At 68.4% G+C, this 18,500-nt stretch carries 14 protein-coding genes; 5 read left to right on the forward strand and 9 right to left on the reverse strand.

Going from position 1 to position 18,500, the window contains the following annotated elements; translation table 11 throughout:
* The 9 genes from ACFWGZ_RS27680 to ACFWGZ_RS27720 form a co-directional block, all read right to left on the reverse strand.
* On the reverse strand, positions 1-1,390 hold a 1,390-nt coding region (locus ACFWGZ_RS27680), incomplete at its 3' end, for a hypothetical protein (RefSeq protein ID WP_382454506.1).
* A 7-nt stretch (positions 1,391-1,397) separates the two neighbouring features.
* The gene (locus ACFWGZ_RS27685; protein ID WP_382454507.1) at positions 1,398-2,492 is read right to left on the reverse strand and encodes an OmpA family protein; all 1,095 of its coding nucleotides are present in this window, start codon (positions 2,490-2,492) and stop codon (positions 1,398-1,400) included.
* Positions 2,493-2,641: 149 nt separating this feature from the next.
* The gene (locus tag ACFWGZ_RS27690; RefSeq protein ID WP_382454508.1) at positions 2,642-3,481 is read right to left on the reverse strand and encodes a hypothetical protein; all 840 of its coding nucleotides are present in this window, start codon (positions 3,479-3,481) and stop codon (positions 2,642-2,644) included.
* Positions 3,482-3,492: 11 nt separating this feature from the next.
* Positions 3,493-5,757, reverse strand: coding sequence for a hypothetical protein (locus ACFWGZ_RS27695; protein WP_382454509.1), 2,265 nt, complete (start codon positions 5,755-5,757; stop codon positions 3,493-3,495).
* A gap of 51 nt (positions 5,758-5,808) precedes the next feature.
* Complete coding sequence (locus ACFWGZ_RS27700; protein ID WP_382454510.1) at positions 5,809-6,528, reverse strand: hypothetical protein; 720 nt, start codon at positions 6,526-6,528, stop codon at positions 5,809-5,811.
* Positions 6,529-6,569: 41 nt separating this feature from the next.
* Positions 6,570-7,343: a Crp/Fnr family transcriptional regulator gene (locus ACFWGZ_RS27705; RefSeq protein ID WP_382454511.1), complete on the reverse strand. Its 774-nt coding sequence runs from the start codon at positions 7,341-7,343 to the stop codon at positions 6,570-6,572.
* A gap of 288 nt (positions 7,344-7,631) precedes the next feature.
* Positions 7,632-7,892: a three-helix bundle dimerization domain-containing protein gene (locus ACFWGZ_RS27710; RefSeq protein ID WP_382454512.1), complete on the reverse strand. Its 261-nt coding sequence runs from the start codon at positions 7,890-7,892 to the stop codon at positions 7,632-7,634.
* 90 nt (positions 7,893-7,982) lie between these two features.
* Complete coding sequence (locus ACFWGZ_RS27715; protein ID WP_382454513.1) at positions 7,983-9,896, reverse strand: hypothetical protein; 1,914 nt, start codon at positions 9,894-9,896, stop codon at positions 7,983-7,985.
* Between the two features lie 22 nt (positions 9,897-9,918).
* Positions 9,919-10,851, reverse strand: coding sequence for a heme o synthase (locus tag ACFWGZ_RS27720; protein WP_382454514.1), 933 nt, complete (start codon positions 10,849-10,851; stop codon positions 9,919-9,921).
* A gap of 252 nt (positions 10,852-11,103) precedes the next feature.
* Between ACFWGZ_RS27720 and tkt the strand changes: the two genes are divergently transcribed.
* From tkt to opcA, 5 genes are read left to right on the forward strand one after another with little or no spacing between them, the layout of a single operon-like run.
* Positions 11,104-13,194, forward strand: a complete 2,091-nt coding sequence (gene tkt, locus ACFWGZ_RS27725) for a transketolase (RefSeq protein WP_382454515.1) — start codon at positions 11,104-11,106, stop codon at positions 13,192-13,194.
* Complete coding sequence (gene tal, locus ACFWGZ_RS27730) at positions 13,191-14,303, forward strand: transaldolase (protein ID WP_382454516.1); 1,113 nt, start codon at positions 13,191-13,193, stop codon at positions 14,301-14,303. The genes tkt and tal overlap by 4 nt, the downstream gene beginning before the upstream one ends.
* Positions 14,304-14,328: 25 nt before the next feature.
* Positions 14,329-15,915: a glucose-6-phosphate isomerase gene (locus tag ACFWGZ_RS27735; RefSeq protein ID WP_382454517.1), complete on the forward strand. Its 1,587-nt coding sequence runs from the start codon at positions 14,329-14,331 to the stop codon at positions 15,913-15,915.
* A 50-nt stretch (positions 15,916-15,965) separates the two neighbouring features.
* A complete protein-coding gene (zwf, locus tag ACFWGZ_RS27740) occupies positions 15,966-17,453 on the forward strand; it encodes a glucose-6-phosphate dehydrogenase (RefSeq protein ID WP_382454519.1) in 1,488 nt (495 codons plus the stop codon).
* Positions 17,450-18,472 carry a glucose-6-phosphate dehydrogenase assembly protein OpcA gene (opcA, locus tag ACFWGZ_RS27745; RefSeq protein WP_382454518.1) on the forward strand — a complete coding sequence of 341 codons (1,023 nt, stop codon included), beginning with the start codon at positions 17,450-17,452 and terminating at the stop codon, positions 18,470-18,472. Before zwf ends, opcA begins: the two co-directional genes overlap by 4 nt.
* Positions 18,473-18,500: the final 28 nt, after the last annotated feature.

Genomic DNA, 18,500 nt, shown 5'->3' on the forward strand with positions numbered 1-18,500 from the left:
GGCGTTCCTCGCGGTGGCGTTCGGCGCCGCCGGGCTGGGCGCCTGTTGCTGAGCTCGGTGACACCCGGTCGCGCGAATCGGACTCGGAGTCGTTCGAGTCCGGCGGCTCCAACTGCTTGATCAGCTTCTTGACCAGCTGTTCTTGCTCCGCCGCCAGCTGCTTGCCGTCGTACGTGCTCAGCATCTCGAGCGGCTTCACCAACCCTGTCGTAGGCACTGCTGGTTCCGGCATGTCGCGAAACAGCGGAACCGTCTCGGTGCCGCCGGCCTCGTTGAAACTCGGCGCCAGGTGACCCGCGAGACCGTGCTCGGCCCGCCTCTCCAGGATGCACACCCACGCCTGGTTGATCGTCCGACGGGCCGCGTTCCCCGTGTTGTCGATCATCGTCCGAAGGTGCTGCCACGCGGGATCATGTGCCCGTTTCGCCGCTTCTGCCTCCACGACGAGCTTATCGAACGAGATCTTGCCCCGCTTGAACTCCTTCTCGGCCCGTGCAACCGAGTCCGCCCACGGGTTGTACTCGATGATCTTCACGAAGACCGCACCAAGAGTGAAGAGCAAGAACAACATCACGACCGCCAGCGGGGGGTACTTCACAGCCGCCGCCTCGGCCCTCGACTGCGTCACGCGCTGGATGGCCCACACCCCGAAAGTGATCAGGATGAACGTGAAGAAGGCAATCGCCAGGCCCCAGACCGGCCACGGCAGGTCATCGGCGTCCCGCGTCTGGGATTTCGGTCTCCAGTTCCACAGCCGTTCGAAAGCGTCCTTGAGGGCGAACGGTGGACGCTCGGTCATCCGGTCCCGGTGCGACCACGCTCGGACGACCTGCTTGGCCAGCAGGGTCCCGGACACGAGCAGTGCGGCTGCGATCAGAAGCCCGGGCAGGTAGGAGAGCTTGGCCAGCAACGGGTCCTTCTCGTTGGTGAGTCTGCGCAACATGAAGGCGAAGAACCAGGTGTCGTAGACCGATGCGACCACGAGTGAGATGTAGAGAAACCAGGTCCACATCTTCGGGCGGTGCCTGCGGTCTTCTGGTCCTTCCTGTGCGTGGCGGCGCGCCACGCGGTGCCGGGCGACAACCGAGTTGAGGACCGTCCGGGCGGCCAGCAGCGCCTCCAGACGGTCGAGTGCAGTGCGCCAACGCGCCGTCGCATCGGTCAGATCACGGGTGGCTACATCGACTCCGGGCATTGCCGCGGCCAGGCCCTCCTCGGCTTCGATGGCGGCTCTCGTCAGGGTGGCCGCCTCGGAGTTGTCGAGTTCCGTTGCGCCGTACCGCACTCGTGGCATCAATGGGACGCTGTGCAGGCCCACACAGGGAGCTGTCGGCGGGCACGGGCGCGGCCGCGAGTAGCCGCCCGCGCCGTTGAGGGTCACCTGGCTCATCGGAGTTTCACCACCCCTTGTTCGTCACGATCTCGACTCTGCGGTTGCACTTCATCGCCTGCTCGTCGGAGGAGTGCGGGCACAATGGCTTCTCCTCGCCGAACCACTGCGTCTCGACCTTCGTCGTCACCCCCTTGTTCAAAAGCGCTGCACGGACCGCCGCCGCTCTGCGCTGCGAAAGGCCCAGGTTGTACTCGTTGGTTCCACGGGCATCGGTGTGCCCGGTGACCGTGGTGGTGGCGTTGGGATACTGCTTGATCTTGGACGCGACCTGGTCGAGCTGTGTGAGGCCCTCAGCTCTGAGCTGGTCGGAGTCGAAGTCGAACAGCACCATGTCGCTGTCCCCGAGCGACCAGGTGATCACTTTGTCCCCGTCGACGCCGTCGCCCGGCTTCGGGAACGTGATCTCCGGGTCGGCCACGTTCCCGGAAGGTGCCCGCTGCGGCGCCTTCCCCATCACGGAGACCGTGTCGACGGCACAGTTCTCCTTCAGCACACCGGTCGTCTCGCACAGCCGTGTCCACAGCTGTCCCAGCCAGATCAGCTGCCCGGTCGAGGGAGTGGACGCACCGACGGCAGGGTGTCCCACACCGACCAAAGAGAGCTTCGTCCCGTCAGGTGCCTTGCCAGTCTCGTTCCCACGCGTGTTGCAGAGCGACACGATGTTCTCGAGCACCGTCGTCTGCCCGATGGCCGCCTTCTCGAGACTTGCGCACCCAACCGTGGAAAGACCGTCGGTGGCCAGGATCACCGCACGCTCGCCCTTGACCGCACGCACCTTCTCGAAGCCGGCAGTTGCGGCGCCGAGCACATCGGTGCCCGGTTCGACCGGACCGTCAGCGCTGGCCTTCGTGATGAAGTCCTGCAGGCAGCGCGTCGCGTTCACAACCGCGTCGTCGTAGTTCTCGGGGCCCGCATCGACATCGGTCGTCAGGTCCTGCTCGATCCAACGCACCCTCGTCGCGTTGCCGGAGAACGACCCAATCGACAAAGTCTGCCTGGCCTTCACCACATCGGTCAGCCGTGCTTTCAACGCCTGTGCGTAGTCCGGTGCCTTCTCCGCCTCCACCGATCGCGTCGAGTTGGACGCGTCCAGCAGCACGACCGCGGCGCCACCCGGCTCGTTCGCACCGGTCCTGTTCATCCACCCGCAGGTGTCGACTTCGGGCTCGGCGCAGGACGTGAGCAGTGCTCCCGTGCACACGAGAACCCCCATCCCCGCGGTGATCTTCTTTAACACGTGGTCCTCCCCTAGTCCTGGTTCGAGTTCTGCGCGGTCGCCTCGAAGGCGTCCGCCAGGGTGCCGGCGGACAGTCCCTGCTGCTGCATGAAGGAGCGCACGGCGAGGTCGTAGGCGTTCGCGAACTCGTAGAGCCCGACCTGCAGGTGGTCGCGAGTTGCCGTGTGAAGCACGTTGACGAGGCTCGCGGCCGACTTCTTGCGTTCCTCGGCGAGGTTCGCGAACACCACAGCCACCTCGGGATCGACGAGCCGTGCGGCGTGCACCACCGCGATGGCGGATCCGAAGTCCTCCACGACCTGCTGCCAGCCTTCGAGCTCACAGCGGACGTTCGCCATGCGGCGCAACTTGAGCATGTGGTCGCAGTCCATCGCCACGAGCTGCTCGTAGTGGCCCTGCTGCTTCTCGGCGATCCGCGCGTCCGAGTTCACGCGGACCCTGACTTCGCAGCGAACCTTCTTCTGGTCGGCGGTGTCGTAGCACCACCCGCCACGGAGTCGCTCGTTCATCCTCTGCTCCGCCGACGAAGGGTCGTGCGGGTAGAAGTCGCGACCGATCGACCAGATGCGCTCGAGGATGTCGTGCCGCAGGTTCTCCTCGTGCCACCCGATGCGCTTGAGCAGGTCGTCGTAGGTACCGTCGTTCAGCGACCAGACGACGTGGTACTGCACCGAGAAGTCAAATCCTTCGGCACAGCTCGGAATGGACAGGGGTCCTTCAGCCTCGCGGTGTTCGATCACCTCAAGGAACTGGACACGGCCAGAAGGACCAGGCTCCCGCTCGTCCCGCCCGACCACCTTGTCCCAGAGCTTCTTCCAGAACCCACGGCGCTTCTTGGTTTCTTCGGTCACAACTTCCTCCCTCACAGTTTTTCGGCGATTCGCTTGAGCAGAGCCGCGTCCGAGTGGTCGGAACGCCAGACGTAGACGTTGAACCGCGCTCGTCTGATCAACTCCGGCTGCCGCAGCAGGCCGAGGAGGAAGCTCTCCACCTCATCGGCCAGGTCGACCTCGTGGTCGCTTCGCAGCACCAGTTGCAGCAACGTCTCCCAGGCCCGCTTGCCGACCAGCGGCTCGACGAGCGCGGTCCGCCACAACGCCGTCACCTGCTCCCGTGCCTGTTCGTCCCCGGCGATCAACCGGATCAGCACCGGCCACACTCCATCGGGCTCGTTCACCAAGGACGTGAAGACGATCGAGCGCGACGCGTGCACCTTGGTCTGAGCGCCCGCGTCAGCCCAGGTGACGAGCTCCTTCAGCACCAGGTGCGCCTGGTCGGACGAGTAGAGCTGAGCAATGGCGTTGGCCACCGTCGGGCTGGTCATCAGCCGCGGGTGGACTGCGACGGCGCGCAAGCCTGCCAGCGAGTTCTCGACCGAGAGCCTGCCTATGCGGGTGGCGTAGGCGAGAGCCGCCGTGTCGTTCATCAAGTGGTTGGGACTCCACGCCCAGTCCGCCACCTGTCTGGCCACCCTCGAGGTCAACCTCCTGTTGAGAGAGGCTGCCTCCAGTGCCCACGCGGCCGCCTGCCGACGTCGGAATGCCGGCGCCGTGGCCCACGGTTTGATCAGCCGCTGGTACAGGACGCTGAAGTCGTGTGTTGCGAGATACCCCGCGGTCAGCGCAGCTCGCAGCACGATCCACTTGCGGCCGTCGGTCACCAGTTCGTTCAGCCAGGCGAGCAGTGGAGCCCTGGTGACAGCATCGAAGTCGTTCCACGCGACGTCCAACAGGTGTTGTGCCAAAGAAGGATCGACGAGCCGCGCCCGGCGTTCTTCACCGTCGACCGGACGGTCGAGGATGCCCAGCCTCTTGTCCAGGAAGCCTTCGACCCCCTTGCCGAACACCGGAGCGGTCGTTTGAAGCCTGGTCGTGCGGTGGCAGGTCTGCAACGCGCCGAACAACAGGACCGCCGTGTCGGCGACGTCGGTCATCGTGTAGTCCTGGAACACCGCATAACCCAGCCGTGCGGCTACTTCCCGATGCCGAGCCCTGATCTCCCCGATCGATCGGGACGACTCGATCACTTGGAGCAGGTCCTGTGCGACGGACCTGAAGAACGCGCTGGTGTGGGACAACGCTTCCCCGGGCTCGCGACCGGTTCCGATGCTGTCGAGGAGCCGCGCCGCGAGATCCGCCACGTGACGCGGCGGCTGCGGCCGCTCGAGGTACTCCGAAATTCTTTCGTCTGCCAGACAAAGCTCGACGAAGCTCGCCGGGCCGTACCGAAGAGCCAGACCATGTTGCAGATGGCTCACCAAGACCTGGCTCGGATCCGGCGGCTGATGGGAAACGGCGTACGGCTGGAGCCTGTCGTCAACCTGCTCAGCGGCCGGACCGATCACCACGACCGCTGCGTTGTGGTCCAGGGCCCAACCGGCGAGCGAGTCCAGGGTGCTCCTGCGCACCGGCTTGCCGGCACCGATCTCCAGCACGTGTGCGTGATCGGCGCGGAGAACGGACTTCGTCTCCTCGTCGGTCAGGGTCGCCACATCGAAGTCGTCATCGGCATCAATCATGACCACTCGGCTGGGGCCGCAAGCCTCCGTGCTCAGCTTGATCGCTGTCGACAACCTGCCGCTGTCCGCCGGGCCGCTCAGGTAGACAACGCCTCGGTCCCGAAGTATCTGCGCTGCCTGAGAAAAGCACGGAAAAGGCACGTAGGTCTTGAAATTGGTGGTGGTCACGCTTTGAGGGAACCGACCGGAGCGAGCGGTGGGCCCCTTCTTCCTGCTGAAGAAGTTGTTGTGCGTGCTGTTGAACTGGCTGGAGCCACTGCCGACGACGGTGTTGCCATCGGCGATCAGGTTCTCGACCACCGTGCGCCGGTCGTCGTAGGAGTACGGGCGTTCACCTACGTGGCGCTGGTACTCGTGGTCCCGATCGTCAGCCCACAGACCGGTAGTCTGTCCGCGTCCGCTGGTGGACGCGCCGGGCGATGGCGAATCGCTCCCAGGCGGCACCGACGACGTCCCACCCGGCGACGACTGCTCTGAAGGCGTCTCCTCCGCCGTTGCCGAAAGCCTCTCGGGCGCTGGCGCCGACGCGTCCTCCAGCGGAGCCCCTGGTTCCGGCAGTGATGGCAGCACCGGCTCGGCGCCTCCAGCTCCCTGCTCTTCGTCGCTCATCTGCCCTCCCGCTGTTCGACCCCGGCGAGGACGGGATCACTGGTCGTCCGGCTAGTAGTTGTGCATTGAGCCGTTGGTGCCGATGACGGTGTTTCCCTCCGCTCTCACATCGCGGACATAGGTGCCATTGCCGGAGGGAGGTCCGGGAATGGGACGCGGTCCCGATCGAGGCGCACCACCGCCCCCTCCCTTGCCGGGACGGCCCGGCAGCCAGAGATAGCCGGTGACCTCGCGGTCCTTGACACGGTCGTGCACGAAGGTGAACTCGCCGGGGTTGAGACCGCGGTCACCTTCGACGACCGCGTCGTCGTAGAACGCCTCGGTGAGCACCACGGCGAGATCGACGTTGTCGTTGCGCCGCAGCGCATCTCGCACTGCTTCCGAGTCGCACAGCCGAGCGGCGCGGACCACTGCCGTCCCGTTGATGAACTCGCCGTGCCGGATCACGTCGCCGTGGTCGATGGCCAGCCTCATGCGCAGACGGCCGGTCTCGTTCATCACCACGTTGAAGTTGTGCAGTGCGGTCCGAAGCTCGCGCACGAAGTCAGCGGCGATCACCGACTTCGGGATCCTCGACGGTGCCGCGAGGACGGCGCTGTCGCCGGTGACCCGGTGAAACCAGTCGTCACCTACGAATGAGCAACGCGCCTTGGCGTCGGCCAACACCTTCTCCAGCGCCTTGTCCAGGTGCACCTGTCGGAGAACGGTGCCCTTGCTGGACGACACGGTGTCCAGTTGCAACACGGTGTGGGGGTAGGGCTGTTCGTCCATCTTGTTCGCCTCCGCGATAAGTGGTTGGAGGCGAACAACATCTATCCGTGTGAACGGGTTCCACTACATCCGGTGATGCCATTGACCTGTTCGTTACCCGACTGATCCGGCATCGCGGCAACGAGACAGGTGACACACGGCACCACAAGAGCACCGTAGGCAGGTCGCACGAGCCGGTACTCGCGCAGTGTCCGGATGGCACGCTGAACGGAGATCCTGGACACGTTCACGATTTGCGCGAGTTCGTCCTGTGTCAGTTCGATGCGGACTGTCTGGTCCTGCCCGGCACCGCGGAACACCGAGGCGAGCTTGACGAGTTCGGACGCCAACCGCCACGGGCCCTGGTAGGCGGTGAAGTCGAGCCTGCGGCGCTCGGCGGCACGCAGACGCGCGGACACCAGTCGCGCGATCTCCAACGACGCACCGGGACTCTCCTGCATCAACTGGACGAAGCGACTGCCGGATACTTCCGCACAACTGCCGGCGCCCAGTGCGATCACCGACGCGGAGCGTCTCCGTCTGTCCAGGAAAGCCATTTCCCCGATGAGGTCACCGCGGCCGAGCAGCCCGAGCAGATGCGTGCGTCCGTGGGAGTCACGCGTCTCCACCTTGAGCTGACCGGAGAGGACGAGCGCGACGGAGTTACCGACCTCGCCCTCATGCATCACGACGTCTTTCGGCTCGAAGTCGACCTGTCTGAAGCCGCCGAGCAGGTCGTTGAGATCCTTGGCCGAGATCCGCGCCGCGAAGCTCTCCGGCGGCCAGTTCTCCGGCCCCGCCGCCGGCGGCACGATCTGTCTGCGCGATCTGCTCATGCGCTGCGCCTCTCCCTGCGTTCATGTCCTAGCGCACGATGCATCGAAAATACCGCCGACAATGTAACTCACTGTGGCCGACCCTGGGCCATCAGAGTGATTGTCAGCAGCAATTCGGCAGCATCTGTAACGACCATATCCGCTGGTAGCAGCCGCGAGTACGCCACATGGCACATAATTCCACGCAGACCAGGAAACAAGTTGGCCAGCTTTTGTCCTGTTCCCGAGGTGAATTCAACGGTTTGCCGGGCAGGTCTACGCCGCTGACCCAGGTCGCGATCTAGCGCCCTACTTCGACGTCACCTGGGGCGGGGTGAGCCCGGCCTCCTGCTGGACCGGCATCCGCACACCCACGGCCGCGAACGCGAGGTCGCGGGCGGCGCGGCGGGCGGTGAGCACGGCGAGGTGCGCCGTCACGGTCGCCGTGCGCGACAGGCCCTCGTGCGCGGCCGCGGCTGCCTCGTGGATCTCGTCGTCCGGCACGCGGTCTCCGAAGCGGCGCGTCAGGTCCTCGACCGCCTGACGCAGTTGTGCCTGCGGGTTCAGCATGTCCGGCACAACGGCCCCGCACCGGCGGCGGTTCACGCCGTGATCGACTCGAGACGACCTTTCACCCTCACGGGCGCCCGGCGGCCGGGGTCAGCGCAGGCGCAGGTCGGCGCCCGCGTGCAGGGTCAGGGCGAGGCCCAGGACGTTGCCGCGGCTCAGCATCTCCCAGCGCGTCTGCCGCACCGCCTCGCCCGCGGGCATGCCGCCGGCGAGCCGCGCGAGCAGCATGCCGCTCACCCACCCGGCCATGCCCTGGTCGACGGGCACCTCCGGGCAGATCACGCCCGCGGCGCCCGCCCGGTTCACGAACGCGTCCACCAGGTGCGCCGCCGGGGACGTCGTCACGACCAGCGGGCGGTGGGGCCAGCCCTCGATCTCGACCCGCTCCAGGACGCCCTCGTCGTAGACGAGGTTCATCACGTCCGCGCGTTCCTCCGACAGCTCGCGCGACAGGTGCGACGGGCTGACGTAGGCGGAGGAGATCGAGTCCGGCGGCAGGAACGACATCAGCTCCGCCACGTGGCGCTGGGTGAGCGTCCGGTCCAGGTCCGGGTCGACGGCCAGCGCGATGCGCACCTGGCGCCGGGCCGGGGCGACCTGCCACGCGAGCGGGCCGGCGGGCTGTTCCAGGACGTTCGACAGGCCCCAGAACCCGAAGGGGCACAGGACGTTGCCGCTGTGGTCCGGCTCCGGGCAGCGCGGTGGCACCGGTCCCCCGGCGCCGAACGGGCCGAACCGCGACACGGACGAGCACAGCCGGTAGGGGCCCTCGGTGAACGGCAGGTCGTAGACGCACGCCCACGGCAGGCGCGTCGCGCCGGCCACCGTGATCACGCCACCGCGCCGGACGCCGGAGCCGTCGGGGAACAGCCGCCCGTGCAGCGCGGCACCGCGCACCGCGAACGCCGCGAGGTCCTCGCAGCAGGCCGGGAAGCCCTTGCCGTACCAGGGATCGAACCCCGACACGGCGGGCAGGTCGACGGAGCCGTCCAGGCCGGTCCAGCGCAGGTCGCGGCCCGTCGCCACGAGCGCGCGCTCGCCGAGCACCAGCACCGACGCCGTCCGCGACGACAACGACCCGAGGTCCGCGAACGTCCGCGACAGCCGGAACCGCTGCCGCACCGCGGACTCGCCGCCGCCGACCGGCAGCACCAGCTGCTGGACGTGCACCGGCACGACACCGCGGTAGATGACCAGCTCACCGGTCCACGGCACGGACGCGTACGGCGTCGTCACCGGGAAGCTCACCCACGGGCTCCCGCCCTCGACCGGCAGCACGAACGACTCCGACTGCACGTCCCGGCCGTTCAGGCCGAGCACGGCCTTGAGCTCCAGGTCGCCCGGCAGCGGCACGGCCACGTCGCCGACGCGCACCCACACCTCGTAGTCGGCGCCCGGCCGCAGCGCCCCGGCGATGCCCTCGGTCGCACCCGGCAGCGCGACGACGACCGTCACGGTCCGGTCGACGAGCGGGGGCGGCGCGGGCAGCTTCGCGTAGGTCATCATCCGGCGGCGTTCCAGCTCCCGGAACTGCCAGAGGGCGTCCTCCACCCTTGCCTCGCCGGGGCGCACCGGCCGCGCCAGCACGACGTGCGGTGCGCTCCAGCCGACCACCATCGACGCGGGGTCCACACCGGACACCCAGGCGTGCACCGCGGTGAAGAGCACGACGGGCCGGCCGAGCCGGCGCAGCACGGCGACGATCGGCGCCGAGTCCCACGAGCGCGTGTCGTGCAGCGCCACGACGTCGCCGGGCACGTCGCTGATCGACGGCAGGGCCGAGGCCGACGGGAAGTGCCGGAGGTCGACGACCGCGAACCGCAGCGGGCGCACCTGCGTGGTGACGACCGTCGACGCGGCGAAGCCGGGGGTGAGACCGCGGCTGACCTGCGCCCACCCGCCGGGATCGGTGATCACGACGAGCGAGGTGGACGGGGTCAGGGCCGCGACGAAGTCCAGTGGTGAACCTTCACCACCGGTGACGGTGAACTCAACGGGCGCCACAGCCGTACGACTGGAAGTGCAGCTAGAACGGCCAGCCGAGCACCGGCAACCCGACGACCGCGTCCACGGCGAGACCGCAGAACACGAGCATCAGGTAGAGGTTCGACATGTGGAAGAACTTCATGGTGTTCGTGGAACCGCCGCGGCGCACCACGTTGTGCAGCTTGTGCGCGAAGACGGCGAACCACACGCCGGACAGGGCCGCCACCGCCACGTAGATCCACGAGGTGACCGGGGCCAGGGCGAGCGTGCAGAGGACGGTGATCCAGCTGTAGATCACGATCTGCCGCGTCACCTGCTGAGCTGTGGCCACCACGGGCAGCATCGGCACGCCTGCGCGGGCGTAGTCCTCCTTGAACTTCATCGCGAGGGCCCAGGTGTGCGGCGGGGTCCAGAAGAAGATGACCCCGAACATGACCAGCGCCGGCCACTGCACGGTGCCCGTCACCGCCGACCAGCCGATGATGACGGGCATGCACCCCGCCATGCCGCCCCAGATGATGTTCTGCGAGGTGCGGCGCTTGAGGACCAGCGTGTAGACGAAGATGTAGAAGAGGATCGTCGCGACCGCGAAGGCGGCCGACATCAGGTTGACGAACATCCACAGGAACGCGAACGAGAAGACGCCGAGCACGATGCCGAAGACCAGGGCGTTGCGCGGCGGGATCGCGTTGTGCGCGAGGGGCCGGGCGGCCGTCCGCTTCATCACCGAGTCGATGTCGGCGTCGACGAAGCAGTTGAGGGCGTTCGCCGACCCCGCGGCGAGGGTGCCGCCGGTGAGCGTGCAGGCGATCAGCCACAGCGGCGGGAGGCCGTGCTGGGCGAGCAGCATCGCGGGGATCGTGGTGATCAGCAGGAGCTCGATGACCCGCGGCTTGGTGAGCGCCACGTACGCGCCGACGACCTGGCGAGGCGACCTGTTCGGGGCCTCGGCGACGAGACTGTCGGCACTCATCGGGTGAACGCTCCTCGAGTCGGGACAGGTGTGAAAACCGGCGACTGATGGTAACCGCGCACTGAATTCACAGCCCGTTCGGGTGCTGGTGTGCCTCGGCACACATGTGCCCGGGATCTTTCAGAGCACCTTCTGAATCTCTCGGGACTAGGCTGGCCGGAGGACGTGGGAGAGACGTGGGCCAGGCTCTTCGGTATCGATTCCGAACGAGTCGGCGGCCCGCCCTAGCGACAAGTTTGGAGCTGTAAGTCCGTGACCGTCACCGACGACATCGCCCGGCTCACCAAGGCCGATCTGCCCGACGACTGGACCGAGCTCGACAAGCGCGCCGTGGACACCGCGCGTGTGCTCGCGGCGGACGCCGTGCAGAACGTCGGCAACGGCCACCCCGGCACGGCGATGAGCCTCGCGCCCCTCGCCTACACGCTGTTCCAGCGCGTCATGCGGCACGACCCCGCCGACGCCGACTGGATCGGCCGCGACCGGTTCGTGCTCTCCGCGGGCCACTCCAGCCTCACCCTCTACGTCCAGCTGTTCCTCTCGGGCTACGGCCTGGAGCTGGACGACCTGAAGACCCTGCGCAAGTGGGGCTCGAAGACGCCGGGCCACCCGGAGCACGGCCACACCAGGGGTGTCGAGATCACCACCGGCCCGCTGGGCTCCGGTCTCGCCGCCGCGGTCGGCATGGCCATGGCCGCACGCCGTGAGCGGGGGCTCTTCGACCCGTCGGCCGCGCCGGGCCAGAGCCCGTTCGACCACCACGTGTACGTGATCGCCTCCGACGGCGACATCGAGGAGGGCGTCACCTCCGAGGCCTCGTCGCTCGCGGGCACGCAGCAGCTGGGCAACCTGGTCGTCTTCTACGACGACAACAAGATCTCCATCGAGGACGACACGGCGATCGCGCTGTCCGAGGACACCGCGGCGCGCTACGAGGCCTACGGCTGGCACGTCCAGGTCGTCGAGTCCGGCGAGAACGTCAAGGGCATCCTCGAAGCCGTCGAGAAGGCCAAGGCCGTCACCGACAAGCCGTCGTTCATCCTGCTGCGCACGATCATCGGCTACCCGGCGCCGAACAAGCAGAACACCGGTGCCGCGCACGGCTCCGCGCTCGGCGTCGACGAGGTCAAGGCCACCAAGGAGGTCCTCGGCTTCGACCCCGAGCAGACCTTCGAGGTCGCCGACGAGGTCCTGGCGCACGCCCGCGAGGTCGTGAAGCGCGGCGAGCACGCCAAGGCCGAGTGGCAGAAGAGCTTCGACGCGTGGGCGTCGGCCAACGGCGAGAACAAGGCGCTGCTCGACCGCCTGGTCGCCCGCGAGCTGCCGCAGGGCTGGGACGCCGACCTGCCGGTCTACGAGGTGGGCGGCAAGGAGGTCCCGACCCGCAAGGCCTCCGGTGAGGTCATCAACGCCCTCGCGAAGCACCTGCCGGAGCTGTGGGGCGGCTCGGCCGACCTGGCCGAGTCGAACCTGACCACGATCAAGGACGCGAAGTCCTTCGGCCCGGAGTCGATCTCCACGGGCATGTGGAGCGCCGACCCGTACGGCCGCGTGCTGCACTTCGGCGTCCGCGAGAACGCCATGGGCATGATCCTCAACGGCATCGCGCTGCACGGCCCGACGCGCCCGTTCGGCGGCACGTTCCTCGTGTTCTCCGACTACATGCGCCCCGCGGTGCGCCTGGCGGCGATCATGCAGGCCGCCGTCACCTACGTGTGGACGCACGACTCCATCGGCCTGGGCGAGGACGGCCCGACGCACCAGCCGATCGAGCACCTCGCGGCGCTGCGCGCGATCCCGGACTTCGCGGTCGTGCGCCCCGGTGACGCGAACGAGACCGCGTACGCGTGGAAGGCCACGCTCGAGCAGCTCGGCCCGGTCGGCTTCGCGCTGAGCCGCCAGAACCTCCCGATCCTGGAGGGCACCTCCGCCGAGGGCGTCAAGCGCGGCGGGTACGTGCTCTTCGGCGACGAGAACCCGGAGATCGTGCTCATCGGCACGGGGTCGGAGCTGCAGGTCGCGGCCGAGGCCGGGAAGGTGCTGCAGGGCGAGGGCGTTGCAGTGCGCGTGGTCTCCATGCCGTCGGTCGAGTGGTTCGAGAAGCAGAACGCCGAGTACCGCGAGTCGGTCATCCCGTCGTCGGTCAAGGCGCGCGTGGCGGTCGAGGCCGGCATCGCGCAGCCGTGGTACCGCTACGTCGGCGACAACGGCGAGATCGTGTCGATCGAGCACTTCGGTGCCTCGGCCGACTACCAGGTCCTGTTCAAGGAGTTCGGTTTCACGACCGAGAACGTCGTCGCCGCAGCGCGCCGTTCCCTTGACAACGTGAGGGGTAACAAGTGAGCAAGCCGCATCTGGAAGCACTGTCCGGCGCCGGAGTCTCGATCTGGCTCGACGACCTGTCCCGCGAACGGCTGACCAGCGGCAACCTGGACGAGCTGATCCGCGACTGGAACGTCGTCGGGGTCACGACGAACCCGACGATCTTCGCGGGCGCCCTGTCGAAGGGCGAGTCCTACGACGAGCAGGTCCGCGAGCTCGCGAACCGGGGCGCCGACACCGAGGCGACCATCCGCGAGGTCACGACGACCGACGTGCGCAACGCCTGCGACAAGTTCCGCGACATCTACAACTCGACGGACGGTGTGGACGGCCGCGTCTCCATCGAGGTCGACCCGCGCCTGGCGTTCGAGACGGACAAGACCGTCGCCGAGGCGCAGGACCTGTGGAAGACCGTGGACCGGCCGAACCTGCTGGTGAAGATCCCGGCGACCGAGGCGGGCATCCCGGCGATCACGAAGGTGATCGGCGAGGGCATCTCCGTCAACGTCACGCTGATCTTCTCGGTCGAGCGCTACGAGGCCGTCATGGAGGCCTACATCGCGGGCCTCGAGCAGGCCAAGGCCAACGGCCACGACCTCCGCTCGATCCACTCCGTCGCCTCCTTCTTCGTCTCGCGCGTCGACACCGAGATCGACAAGCGGCTGGACAAGATCGGCACGGACGAGGCCAAGGCGTTGCGCGGCAAGGCCGCCCTGGCCAACGCGTGGATCGCCTACGGAGCGTTCGAGAAGACGTTCCAGGGCGAGCGCTGGGAGGCTCTGAAGGCGGACGGCGCGCACGCGCAGCGCCCGCTGTGGGCCTCGACCGGCGTGAAGGACCTGAGCTACTCCCCCACCCTCTACGTCGACCAGCTCGTCGTGAACGACGTCGTGAACACGATGCCGGAGAAGACGCTGCAGGCCGTCGCCGACGCGGGCGAGATCACCGGTGACACGGTCACCGGACGCGCCGCGGAGGGCCAGGAGGTGTTCGACCAGCTCGAAGCCGTGGGAATCGACCTCCAGGACGTGTTCGTCGCGCTGGAGACCGAGGGCGTCGAGAAGTTCGAGAAGTCCTGGGAAGAGTTGCTCGAGACGGTGACGAACCAACTGGCGAAGCTGAAGGGCTGATCATCAAGTGACCTCCGTCGACATCGTGAGGTCACCGAACGCCGACCAGGTCAGCACGATCGCTGCTGACCTGGTCGCGGATTCGGTGCCGAGCAAGCTGACCGCGCAGGACCCGACCCTGTGGGGGCCGGAAGCCGAGTCCGAGGCGAGCATCCGCCTCTCGTGGACGACGTTGCACGAGACGTCCCGGGCACTGCTCCCCGACCTCGTCGCGCTGCGCGAGGAACTGCACGCCGAGGGCGTCGACCGCGTCGTCCTCGCGGGGATGGGCGGCTCGTCGCTCGCCCCCGAGGTGATCACGCGGACCGCGGGCGTGCCGCTGGTCGTGCTGGACACCACCGATCCCGCCCAGGTGGCCGACGCTCTCGCCGGCGACCTCGAGCGCACGGTGATCGTGGTGTCGTCCAAGTCCGGTGGGACGGTCGAGACCGACAGCCACCGGCGCATCTTCGAGAAGGCCTTCACCGACGCGGGCATCGACGCCGCGTCGCGCATCGTGGTCGTCACCGACCCCGGCTCGCCGCTGCAGTCCGCGTCCGAGGAAGCGGGCTACCGCAAGGTGTTCCTGGCCGACCCGAACGTCGGCGGCCGGTACTCGGCGCTGACGGCGTTCGGCCTGGTGCCGTCGTACCTGGCCGGTGCGGACGTCGAGGAGCTGCTCGACGACGCGGCCGAGGTCGCGAAGGTCGTGTCGCAGGACAACGCCGACAACCCCGCGGTGCAGCTGGCCGCGATCTTCGGCGCCGCGCACGCGCACGGTGCCGAGAAGGTCGTGTTCGCCGACACCGGGTCGGGCATCAAGGGCTTCGGCGACTGGGCCGAGCAGCTGATCGCCGAGTCCACGGGCAAGAACGGCACCGGCCTGCTGCCGGTCGTCGTCGAGGGCCCCGGCGCCCCCGGCTTCGTGGACGCGCGGTCCGACGCCACGACCGTCGCGATCGGACCGGCCACCGGGTCGGCGAACGTCGCGGTCGAGGGCAAGCTCGGCGCGCAGTTCCTGTTGTGGGAGTACGCGACCGCGCTCGTCGGCAAGGTGCTCGGGATCAACCCGTTCGACCAGCCCGACGTCGAGGCCGCGAAGAAGGCCGCTCGCGCACTGCTCGACGCGCCGATCGCCTCCTCCACCCAGCCGTCCTTCGTGGACGGTCCGGTCGAGGGCCACGGCACGGACTGGGCGCCGCGCAAGGTGACCACGGTCGCCGAGGCCCTCGCGGCCATCGTCGAAGTGGCGCCCGACCACGGCTACATCTCCGTTCAGGCGTACTTGGACAGGATCGACGACGCGTCGTTCGAGCTGCTCCGCGCGGAGATCGCGAAGAGGACGCACCTGCAGACCACGTTCGGCTGGGGTCCTCGCTTCCTGCACTCGACCGGCCAGTACCACAAGGGCGGTCACCAGAACGGCGTGTTCGTCCAGATCACCGGCGAGTCCGGCGACGACCTGGAGGTGCCCGGCCGTCCCTACACGCTGGCGCAGCTGCAGCTCGCGCAGGCGCTCGGCGACGGTCAGGTGCTCGCCGAACACGGCCGCCCGGTGCTGAGGTTGCACCTGCAGGACCGCATCGCCGGCCTGGCCCAGCTCGTCGAGGCAGTCCAGGAGGACGGCTCGTGACCACTTCCGCCAAGTGGAACAACCCGCTGCGGGACGCGCGCGACAAGCGCATGCCCCGCATCGCGGGCCCGAGCGCGCTGGTCATCTTCGGTGTGACCGGTGACCTGTCGCGCAAGAAGCTCATGCCCGCCATCTACGACCTCGCGAACCGGGGTCTGCTGCCGCCGGGCTTCGGCCTCGTCGGCTTCGCCCGCCGCGACTGGGCCGACCAGGACTTCATGAAGGTCGTGCACGACGCGGTGAAGGAGCACGCCAGGACGCCGTTCAACGAGGCGGTCTGGCAGCAGCTCGCCGAGGGCATCCGGTTCGTGCAGGGCACGTTCGACGACGACGCGGCGTTCGACAACCTCGCGTCGTGCCTCGCGGCCCTCGACGCCGAGCGCGGCACGGGCGGCAACCACGCGTTCTACCTGTCGATCCCGCCGGGCGCGTTCCCGACGGTGGTCAACCAGCTCAAGCGCGCGGGCCTCGCCCAGACGGCACCGGACCAGTGGCGCCGCGTCGTCATCGAGAAGCCCTTCGGCCACGACCTCAAGTCGGCCAAGGAGCTCAACCGCACGGTCAACGAGGTCTTCCCCGAGGAGTCGGTGTTCCGCATCGACCACTACCTCGGCAAGGAGACCGTGCAGAACATCCTGGCGCTGCGGTTCGCGAACCAGCTGTACGAACCCATCTGGAACTCGAACTACGTCGACCACGTGCAGATCACCATGGCCGAGGACATCGGTCTCGGTGGCCGCGCCGGCTACTACGACGGCATCGGCGCGACGCGCGACGTCATCCAGAACCACCTGCTGCAGCTGCTCGCGCTGATCGCGATGGAGGAGCCGGTCTCGTTCAAGCCGGCCGACCTCCGCGCGGAGAAGGTGAAGATCCTCTCGGCGACGCGTCCCGCGGAACCGTTCGAGGAGACCACCTCGCGCGGGCAGTACACCGGTGGCTGGCAGGGCGGCCAGAAGGTCCCCGGCCTGCTCGAGGAGGGCGGCTTCTCGCCCGAGTCGAAGACCGAGACCTTCGGCGCGATCACCTGCGAGGTCAACACCCGCCGCTGGGCCGGGGTGCCGTTCTACCTGCGCACCGGCAAGCGCCTGGGCCGCCGCGTCACCGAGGTGGCCGTCGTGTTCAAGCGGGCGCCGCACCTGCCGTTCGACGACACCGCGACGGAGGAGCTCGGCCAGAACGCGCTCGTCGTGCGGGTGCAGCCGGACGAGGGCGTGACGATCCGGTTCGGGTCGAAGGTGCCGGGCAACACGATGGAGGTCCGCGACGTCACGATGGACTTCGGCTACGGCCACTCGTTCACCGAGTCGTCGCCGGAGGCCTACGAGCGGCTGCTGCTCGACGTGCTGCTCGGCGAGCCGTCGCTGTTCCCGAAGAACGACGAGGTCGAGCTCTCCTGGGAGATCCTCGACCCGGTGCTCGAGTTCTGGGCGCGCAAGGACGAACCCGCCCTCGAGAAGTACAAGGCCGGCACCTGGGGCCCGCCGTCGGCGGAGACGATGACCGCCAGGACCGGAAGGCAGTGGAGGCGTCCGTGATCATCGACCTGCCCTCGACCACCACGTCCCAGATCAACTCGCGGCTCGTCCGGCTGCGGGACGAAGGCGGTGCGACGACCCTCGGGCGCGTGCTGACCCTCGTGATCGTGACCGAGGACGGCCAGCGCACCGACGCCGCGATCGACGCGGCCAACGACGCCTCGCGCGAGCACCCGTGCCGCGTGATCGTCGTGGCCCGCGGCGCCCGCCAGGCCGCTCCGCGCCTCGACGCGCAGATCCGCGTCGGTGGCGACGCGGGCGCGTCCGAGGTCGTGGTGCTGCGCCTGTACGGCGAACTGGCCAAGGAAGGCGCCTCGTGCGTCATGCCGCTGCTGCTGCCGGACACCCCGGTCGTGGCGTGGTGGCCGTTCGACGCGCCGGTGTCGCCCTCGAAGGACCCGATCGGCGCTCTCGCGCAGCGGCGCATCACCGACGCCGCGGCCGAGAAGAACCCGATCAAGGCCCTGGAGACCCGGCGGGCGCACTACGCGCCTGGCGACACGGACCTGGCGTGGACGCGGCTCACGCTGTGGCGCGCCATGCTCGCCTCGTCGCTCGACCTGCCGCCGTACGAGAAGGTCAGCGAGGCGGAGGTGACCGGTGAGGCCGACTCGCCGTCCACCGACCTGCTCGCGGCCTGGCTGACGGACCGGTTGAAGGTCCCCGCCCGGCGCTACAAGGCGACCTCCGGCGAGGGCATCGTGCAGGTCAAGCTGGACCGCGCGTCCGGCGCCGTCGACCTGCACCGCCCGGACGGCAAGGTGGGCACGCTGTCGCAGCCCGGCCAGCCGGACCGCCGGGTGGCGCTGCAGCGCCGTTCGGTGCGCGACTGCCTCGCCGAGGAGCTGCGCCGGCTCGACCCCGACGAGGTCTACGCGGCGGCGCTGAAGTCGCTCGCGAAGATCTCCAAGGGCCGGGCGCCGTCGGCGAAGCCCGAGGAGGCCCCGGCGGAGGCGGCGGCGGAGCCCAACGGCAAGGCCGCGGCCCCGCGCAAGTCCAAGGCGAAGGCGACTTCGTGAGCAACCCGCAGGTGGTGGTGCACCGCGG

It is taken from the genome of Lentzea sp. NPDC060358 (genome assembly GCF_042725365.1).
GTDB lineage: Bacteria > Actinomycetota > Actinomycetes > Mycobacteriales > Pseudonocardiaceae > Lentzea.

Coding starts and splice junctions, on each gene's coding strand:
- ACFWGZ_RS27695 (WP_382454509.1), bottom strand. CDS start 5,757: ATGAGCGACGAAGAGCAGGGAGCTGGAGGCGCCGAGCCGGTGCTGCCA.
- ACFWGZ_RS27700 (WP_382454510.1), bottom strand. CDS start 6,528: ATGGACGAACAGCCCTACCCCCACACCGTGTTGCAACTGGACACCGTG.
- ACFWGZ_RS27705 (WP_382454511.1), bottom strand. CDS start 7,343: ATGAGCAGATCGCGCAGACAGATCGTGCCGCCGGCGGCGGGGCCGGAG.
- ACFWGZ_RS27710 (WP_382454512.1), bottom strand. CDS start 7,892: ATGCTGAACCCGCAGGCACAACTGCGTCAGGCGGTCGAGGACCTGACG.
- ACFWGZ_RS27720 (WP_382454514.1), bottom strand. CDS start 10,851: ATGAGTGCCGACAGTCTCGTCGCCGAGGCCCCGAACAGGTCGCCTCGC.
- zwf (WP_382454519.1), top strand. CDS start 15,966: ATGCCCCGCATCGCGGGCCCGAGCGCGCTGGTCATCTTCGGTGTGACC.